Annotated in this window: 6 protein-coding genes and 1 pseudogene; 3 read left to right on the top strand and 4 right to left on the bottom strand. The window is 70.3% G+C overall.

What is annotated here, in order from left to right:
• Positions 1-142 precede the first annotated feature (142 nt).
• On the top strand, positions 143-337 hold the full coding sequence (locus VG276_10010) for a hypothetical protein (GenBank protein ID HEV8649718.1): 195 nt from the start codon (positions 143-145) through the stop codon (positions 335-337).
• Between the two features lie 916 nt (positions 338-1,253).
• Here VG276_10010 and VG276_10005 read toward each other — a convergent pair.
• Positions 1,254-2,345 (bottom strand): hypothetical protein, encoded by a 1,092-nt coding sequence (locus VG276_10005; GenBank protein ID HEV8649717.1) that lies wholly within the window; start codon positions 2,343-2,345, stop codon positions 1,254-1,256.
• Positions 2,346-3,425: 1,080 nt separating this feature from the next.
• Between VG276_10005 and VG276_10000 the strand changes: the two genes are divergently transcribed.
• Entirely contained in the window at positions 3,426-3,794 is a 369-nt protein-coding gene (locus VG276_10000) for a hypothetical protein (GenBank protein HEV8649716.1), read from the top strand.
• A 136-nt stretch (positions 3,795-3,930) separates the two neighbouring features.
• Positions 3,931-5,126: pseudogene (locus VG276_09995) on the top strand (IS4 family transposase).
• 312 nt (positions 5,127-5,438) lie between these two features.
• On the opposite strand, the gene VG276_09990 reads toward VG276_09995, so the two are convergent.
• The 3 genes from VG276_09990 to VG276_09980 form a co-directional block, all read right to left on the bottom strand.
• The gene (locus VG276_09990) at positions 5,439-5,639 is read right to left on the bottom strand and encodes a hypothetical protein (GenBank protein HEV8649715.1); all 201 of its coding nucleotides are present in this window, start codon (positions 5,637-5,639) and stop codon (positions 5,439-5,441) included.
• A gap of 445 nt (positions 5,640-6,084) precedes the next feature.
• Positions 6,085-6,426, bottom strand: a complete 342-nt coding sequence (locus VG276_09985) for a hypothetical protein (protein ID HEV8649714.1) — start codon at positions 6,424-6,426, stop codon at positions 6,085-6,087.
• 13 nt (positions 6,427-6,439) lie between these two features.
• Positions 6,440-6,661: an integrase core domain-containing protein gene (locus VG276_09980; GenBank protein ID HEV8649713.1), complete on the bottom strand. Its 222-nt coding sequence runs from the start codon at positions 6,659-6,661 to the stop codon at positions 6,440-6,442.
• Between the last annotated feature and the right edge of the window lie 886 nt (positions 6,662-7,547).

Raw genomic sequence — 7,547 nt, 5'->3', positions numbered from 1 at the left:
CCACGACCTGGACCCGCACCGACCGGCACTACGAAGCCCTCCGCCTTGACATGAAGGCCCTCTTCAACGACTGCGGCATCGCCGCATAGCCCGGCCTCACATCGACAACCTTTTGTCGATCCGCGTTCCGCAAGCGCCTAGCGTGCGAGCGCGGGTCTTCCCGCGGGACGCCGCCGTCCTGCTTGTCATCGGCGGGGTGATCGGCTTGCTGATCGCCGTTGTTCCGGGCGCCGGTGCGCCGCTGGCGCTGGCGCTGGCGGTGGCGTGGATGGGCATGTGGCTGCTCCGGTCGGATCGCGGCGGCCAGGTCGAACCGCTCCCTCCGCGGCGCCGCTGAACCCTGCCGGCTGCTGCAGGGCGGCGCTGCAACGCCCACGCGGGGACCGCGTTCTTCGGGGTGGCGTCGCCGCCTCGTTGGCCCCCCCGCGAAGCGGCGGCGTCACCCCAGCGGAGCCAACACGGCCACGGGGGTGCGGTGCATGTGCGGCGCTGCGTGCCTGCTGGGGTTCCGCGCGGACCGTCGGTCGGCCGGAGGGCGCCGCAGGTGCACGGCGTCGCGTTGGCCACTGGAGGAGCCATGCCCAGGCCCGACCCGCAACCACCAGACCAGCGCGACACGGCCTGGCTGCTGCAGACCGCGATGGCGTGGGCGTTGACCGGTGCGGTGATGACGGTGGAGCACAGACCGCTGTGGCATGGCGTCGGCGTGGTGCTGCTGGTGGGGGGTTTGGCGTGGTCGGCTGGGTGGTGCGGGGGCTGCTGCGCCAGCAACCGCCACCTCAGCGGCCCCAGGCCGGGGTGAGGGGATGGACCGGGCGGCCCTGGCCGGGGACGGCGAGTCAGCCGTTACCGCGGCGTTCGGGCTGGCAGAGCGGGTAGCGGTGGGAGGCGCCGCCCTGCTGCTTGAGGGCGCGAGGATGGGCGACCAGGCAGGCCCATCCCCGGCAAGGACCGGCGGGTGCGGCGGTGGGTCGGGATCACGCCGGCTCTCCCGCTCGGCCAGGACACCCGCCCGCGGCGAACCGGTCGGTCACCAGCTTCGTGTTGGCCTGGTCCGCGCATTCGCGGCCACCGCAACACCGGATGGGTGCGATCCGTACGCACGAGCAGGCAGGCGCCTCGCCCTGGCGGCCGCGCCGTCTGGGTTCTCTCGCCTGTTCGGTGGTGTTGTCGGTCGAGCGTCACTTCGCGCCAGACCCGGCATCGGGTGCCCGCATCGAGACGGCTAACCGCCGAAGAGGGCGGGCGGCCGGCTAGCGGTGCTCGTCGTGATGGTGGGCCAAGGCAGCCTCCTGCAGGCGGCGCGTGCCCTGGATGTACGGCTCAAGGTCGGTGACCCGGGCCAGCTCGACCGACCCGACGGGCAGGTCGCGGGCGTGGAGGGTCAGCGCGCGGTCGTCCAGCTCGGCTCGGGCGACCCAGTGGCGGCCCTCCGCCAGCCACTGGAAGGCGACCGGCTGGCCGTCCACCCGGATCGTGACCTGCGACCAGGCCGGGTCAGGCCGGCTTCGGACGGCGGCGATCCGGTCCCAGTGCTCGGCGGCGTCGTGGGCCGCGGGCGCGGCCTCCCACCACAGCTCCTCGGCCAGGCCCCGCCGGCGCTTCGACCGCACGGGCAGCGCCTGAGCCGCTTGGACGGGCTCGACCCTGACCTCGACCCGCAGCTGCGGCCCCTCCTCGGCCAGCGGCTCGCCGTGGTCGAGGCTGAGCGTGGTGGTGACCGACTGCCGCTGCCCCTCGGACCAGCGCCCCTCCCAGCCGCCAAGGTGACGCGGCCCGGACCAGGAGGCCGGCAGGCCATGGAGGGGGAACCGGGCACCCCGGAACCGCTCGACCTCCTCGCGGTGGTCGCGCGCCATCGCCCGGCCAGGGCTCACCACCCGCAGGACCTCGCCGGCAAGCGGCCGGCTCGACCCCCCGCCTCCCCAGAACGCGGTGGAGAAGAAGAACAGCCACACGGCGGCGACGAACCCGGCGGCAACCAGCCACCAGGGCCAACCCAGCACAAGCTGGGCGACGACACCCAGCGCCGCCCCGACCACCGTCGCCACCAGGTAGGTCGCAGGGATTGGGGTCATGGTGCGCCGCCAACGCAGGGTCCGAAACACCTGGACGGGCACCGACCACCAGTCCCGCGGGGAGGGGCGAAGCGTCCCGATGCTCCCGGCGCTGCTGGCGTTCCCACACCGCCGGCAGACCTGCCTGATCGGCCGCCACGGGCCGCCGAACCGGAGCCAGTCGCGCAGGCCTTCGGCCCATCCTGGGCGGCTGACGTCGACGTCCCAGGCACCGCAAGCCATGCACGGGACCTGGGCGAGCCACTCGGCCGGCCTGCGGGCCTTCATCGCCTCACTCCGTACGCTGGATGCAGCGGGCGTTCGCGAGCAAACACGCTACCCAGCGATACCGCCACTGGCTAGAGACGCACGACACAGCGGCAGCGTCGACCTCACCGTGTGGTCCCACGCAGGTGCCCGAACGACGCGCCGGGCACGATCCTGGTGACAGCGGCGAACACGATGTTGACCACCAAGGCCGTGGTCGCCGGCAGCGCCATGACCTGCGGCGGAAGCCGGCCCTCATGCTCACGTTCATGAACGACCCCGCGTTCAACGGGAGTGTCGCGCCACACCCGGGATGGGTGGCGTCCAGGATCCGGTGGAAAGTCCGGTGCGTCGGTTCGACCGGCGACAGCCGCTGGCGCAACGCGGTCGAGCAGGCCGCCGATGGCTGGAAGTGGTATAGCGCACATGCGAGGGTGTCCGGTCCAGTGGGGGAGTGGCGTTGCCGCGTTGCTGCTGGTCACGGCGCTGCCCTGTGGCGTCGTGCAGCGCGTTTCTCGTCTCGGCCCCGATGACAGCCGTCTGAAGGGCGGTGGGAGTGATGGCTCGAAGAAGGAGGCGCAAGTGCGCTGTACACGTTCCAAATCGCCGGTCAGGCGTGCAGGTGCCGACCGGCGCCACCTACCCCCGGCGATCATGCCCGCAAGCCGCCGCGCCATGTCAGAGAGGATGACTACCAGAGCTTCGCTACTATCAAAGACTTTGACAGTTACGATCCAGTTGCGTAACTTGGAAGAGAGCCGGGCCGATACCGACAGGGCATCGGCCCAGCATCGGATGTGCGCCATTGCCACCAACCGTCGATCGCGAAGCTCCGATGAGCACCCCTTACCTCCCGTCCTCCGGCGCGCCACCTCCCGGCCAGCGGCCTCATGCTGGCTGGCTCTTGAGCGTCCTCAGTGTCGTCTTGGCCGTCGCCTTCGTATTGGTGCCAGTGAGATCGTCCTATGGCGTGAGGACGCTGAGCGGGTTGGGGGTGCTGCTGGCCGCCTGCGCAACGACCTCTGGCTTGCCCACCGAGCATATTTGTGGACGCGCACGCGACGCCGTCCCCGCCACTTCTGGTTGTCGGCGGTCAGCACGGTGGCCGTGCTCGTGCTGTTGCTCGTGGTCGCCCAGCCGTCAGCTCAGTACGTGCACCGAGGTCAGTGTACATTCGGTCCTCTCGGCATTGGGTTCGGGAAGGTGTGGATCGGGGTCGAACCGTTTCCCGACAACCTTCACAAGCATCATGCGCTATACGTGGTCTGGGGTGCCTATACCGCTCAGGTCATTGAAACGCTGGACGAGCCGACCTACTTCGTGTTCAACAAGCGAGATCTCGGATCACCGTCCGCGGATGTCACGGTCGAACCGCCGGCTGTGATCTCCTGCGGTCGCGGCAGCCCTCCCAGTGGTGCGCCGCAGATGAGCCTCGTGGGTCGAGTATGGCGACACAGGACGTCGCCGTGATGTGACTGCGGTAGGCTTTGTGCGGCCGTGCCCTGGTGACGTGGCTACGAGGATGAGCATGGTCTAGCCTCAATGCCGTTGTGTTAGGTGGTTTGTAGCCTGGTAGTGTCCGGCGTCCGGAGGTGATCACACTCGGATGCCACGCGCCGGCCAGACCAAGCCACCGGTCATGCCCCGCCTGTCGGATCGGATCGCGGTCGGGGTGCTGACCCGGACCTTCCCGCCCGAGCTGGTGGATCGGGTGATCGCCACGACCGGCCGGGGCGAGCAGCGCCAGCGGCTGCTGCCCGCCCGCGTGGTCGTCTCCGACACCCTGGCGATGTGCCTGTTCGCGCACGTGGGCTACGAGGAGGTCATGCGACTGCTGGTCGAGGGGCTGGCGTGGGCCAGGCGCTGGCGAGGCGCCTGGCAGGTCCCCGACAAACACTCGATCGCCCGCGCCAGGGCCAGGCTGGGGCCGGCACCGCTGCGGGCGCTGTTTGCCGAGGTCGTCCGACCGCTGGCGACCCGGAAGACGAACGGGGCGTGGTATCGGGACTGGCGGCTGGTCGCGCTGGACGGCACCACCCTGGACGTGCCGGACACGCCCGCCAACGTGGCGGCGTTCGGCCGGCCCGGCGGGGGCCGCGGGCAGGGGGCGTCCCGCAGGTGCGGCTGGTGGGGCTGACCGACTGCGGCACGCATGCGATCGTGGACCCAGGCCATGGGCGGGCTGCACCTGGGCGAGAGCTCGCTGGCGCCGTCGCTGGCACGTTCGCTGGGGCCGGGGATGCTGCTGCTGGTCGACCAGGGCCTGTGCGGCCTGCAAGCTGTGGCGCAGCTTCCAGGCCACCGGCGCGGAGCTGGGGTGGCGCTGCCGCGCCGACGTCACGCTGCCGGTGCTGGAGGTGTTCGCTGACGGCTCCTGGCGCAGCGAGCTGGGCCACAGCCAGCCCGCGGGCAAGCGGGTCGCGGTGCGGGTCGTGGACGACCGCCTGGACGATCCCGGCCGGGTGGGTGCGCCGGAGGGCTACCGGCTGATCACCACGATCGGCGACCCCGAGCGCGCCCCCGGCGGCCGAGCTGCCGGCGCTGTATCCGCAGCGGTGGGAACAGGAGGGTGTGCTGGATGCGCTGAAGACCCACCAGCGCGGCCCGGGGGTGGTGTTGCGCAGCCGCGATCCCGACGGGGTCATCCAGGAGGTGTGGGCGCACCTGCTGGTCCACGACGCCATCCGTGCGCTGATGCACCAGGCCGCGCTGGGCGGCGAGGTGGACCCCGACCGGTTGTCGTTGACCCGCAGCCTGCACATCGCGCGTCGGCAGGTGACCAGCCAGGCCGCGTTTTCCCCCTCGGCGGCTGGCCAGGGCGACCCGGCAGGCGGTCGCTGCGGTGCTGCGGCACCTGCTCCCCCCGCGCCGGCTGCGCGCCTGGCCGCGGGTGGTCAAGCGCAAGATGCGCGAACTTCCCGCGCAAGCGCGACCCCCATCGCCACTGGCCGCAGCCGACCAAGCCGCCAGACGAGGCCGTCGTGATCGTGGCCTGCACCGCCCGCGGACCCTAACCCAACGGCATTGGGTCTAGCCTAAGGCTGGTGGGGCTAATGGTCAGGTCGCAGTCTGTCGGGCCTTGAGCGACGGTCTGATCGTGTTCGCAAGCCACGATCAGTGAGAGCGGTAGAAAGCCAGGTCGCTACCGAGTCGGCTGTGGGCCTCGTCGACCGGGTGGGAATGCCATTGCGGGCCGGCCGTGAGCTTGACGCTGGTGTTGCCTGGGTGGACCAGGCCGACGTAGAAGTCGCTGCCGACCAGGGCCACTGCCGCGCGCTCGGCCGCTCTCCAGATGAACTCCGTGTCCTCTCCCACCGCCAAGTTGGGGAACGGCGAGCGCGACCATAGCTCGGGCGGTAACACAGGGTGTTCCCGGCAACCCAACGGCGCAGGTGCGCCGGGTCGACACATTGCCACGCGGCGTCGGCCGCGGGGTAGTAAAGCTGCTCGCGCGCCCCGCACAAGCTGGCCACGGCGCTCAGTGCCTCGACCTGCCGGCGCAGCCGGTCGGGGCCGATCCAATCGTCGTCGTCCCAATGGGCGATGAGTGGCCCGCTGGCCAGCTCGTTGCACAGGTTGCGCTTGGCGCCGAGGATCATGCGCCGGTCCAAGGCCATATAGCGAACGCGCGGGTCGTCGGCCACACGCTCCTCGCCATCGTCCACCATCACCAGCTCCCGGTTCGAATACTCCTAGCGCTGAAAGTAGCGGATCGCCCGGGCGACGAAGGACCGCCTGTCGCGCGTTGGCATCACGCAGCTCACCAGCGGGCGTCGGCTGGGGGCGGGGTAGATCGAGGTCCAGCCGGCGATCGCTGTGCATAGAAGTTTCTGTCCGCGGCGGGCAGCGGGGGCTCGGGCACGCGCCGCCAGCCGGACGAGTCGATGAACTGGCCGAGCGGGAATGACCAAGTGTCGGCCGTGTGGCGCACGTACAAGAACAGCGCCTCGGCCGGCACGCGCTCGATCCGGGCCCCGCGGTGTAGCGCCTCGCGCAGGAAACCAGCATCCTCCGCCAAGGAGGAGTCCGGGTAACGCGCCAGCCGCTCCCACACCTCGCGCCGGAATGCGAGCGTGCCGCCGTGCACGTCACCGCTGAACATGCGGCTGAGCAACTCAGGCGAGACGCACCGGAACTCCCAGCGCGGCACGTCGAAGAAGGTTGTACTCGATCCTCCAGTCGTTGACCAGCACCCGGGCTTCGAGCACGGTGTTGAACGCTTCCACGGCGAGCACTTCGTCGCGTAGCCGTCTACTGAAGCTCTCGACGTAGGGGTTCTCCCAAGACGAGCTGCAGGACGGATCCTCAGCATGCCTCCTCGCGGAGGCGGACGGGATCGAACCCGCCAGGCGGGGGCTGCCCGCCTCACTGGTTTTGAAGACTTAATTTTGTCAGCCAATAGCGAGACTGGCAGTAAGAACGCAGGTCAGGAGCCTTATGTGGGCACCAAGAGCGTCGTAGGAAACGGCTTCACCAATAGCACGAATGGCGATTCTGTGCCAGCGTCCGTGCCGCCTCGCCGAGCCCGATGTGACGGAGGTGGCATCGGGGCAGCGGTGGGCGGAAGGCGGAACAGCGGCGGCAGGCGTCGCGACCTGAAGGCGTCGCCAGGCTGGTTGCCGCGGGAATTCCGGCCGCCGCCGAGGTTCCGCCGACAGCGCCACGAGCATGCCTCACCCGATGCAGGTTGGCGCGCCTGAGCGGTGGTGACGGCGGGAGGACGGCGAGGGCCCGCGGCGAAGGCCGCCCCGACGCGACCATGCCTGCCGACCCCCTTGGGCGCCCCGAGAGCTATGGAACGGGAACTGCCGGGAAGCTGCCGGGAAGCTGCCTGGACTCCTGCAGCCGGATCGCCGACCGTTCTAGATGGCGGGCTGCGCGGAGGCTGGTTCGGAAACGGGGCTCGGGATCGCAGTGGCGGCGACGCGCAGGCCCCCGCCAGGCAGTCGTCAGCCAGCAGCGACCACAGAAGGTCCTAACCGGACAATGTTCGAACCATCCCGAGGCTGCGGACCTGCCTGCTCAAGCTCGCAGACTCGTTGGGGGTTGAGGGCGCTTCGCGTCTGAGCGGGGAGTGAGGTAGGTCGACATGGGCGGCGCTGCAGCAGTCGAGCGTGATCTGCTCGCGCCCGGCGACCACGACGTTGATTCGACCGTCGTGTGTGTGCTGACCCGCTTCGGCCTCCGGCGGCCGTGGCACCTGCTCCGGACGTATGTCGCCTA

Source organism: Actinomycetes bacterium, assembly GCA_036000965.1.
Taxonomy (GTDB): domain Bacteria; phylum Actinomycetota; class CALGFH01; order CALGFH01; family CALGFH01; genus DASYUT01.
Note: the sequence above shows the minus strand (reverse complement) of the source record. Positions and strands in the feature narration are given on the sequence as shown.

Coding starts and splice junctions, on each gene's coding strand:
- VG276_10005 (HEV8649717.1), bottom strand. CDS start 2,345: ATGAAGGCCCGCAGGCCGGCCGAGTGGCTCGCCCAGGTCCCGTGCATG.
- VG276_09985 (HEV8649714.1), bottom strand. CDS start 6,426: ATGTTCAGCGGTGACGTGCACGGCGGCACGCTCGCATTCCGGCGCGAG.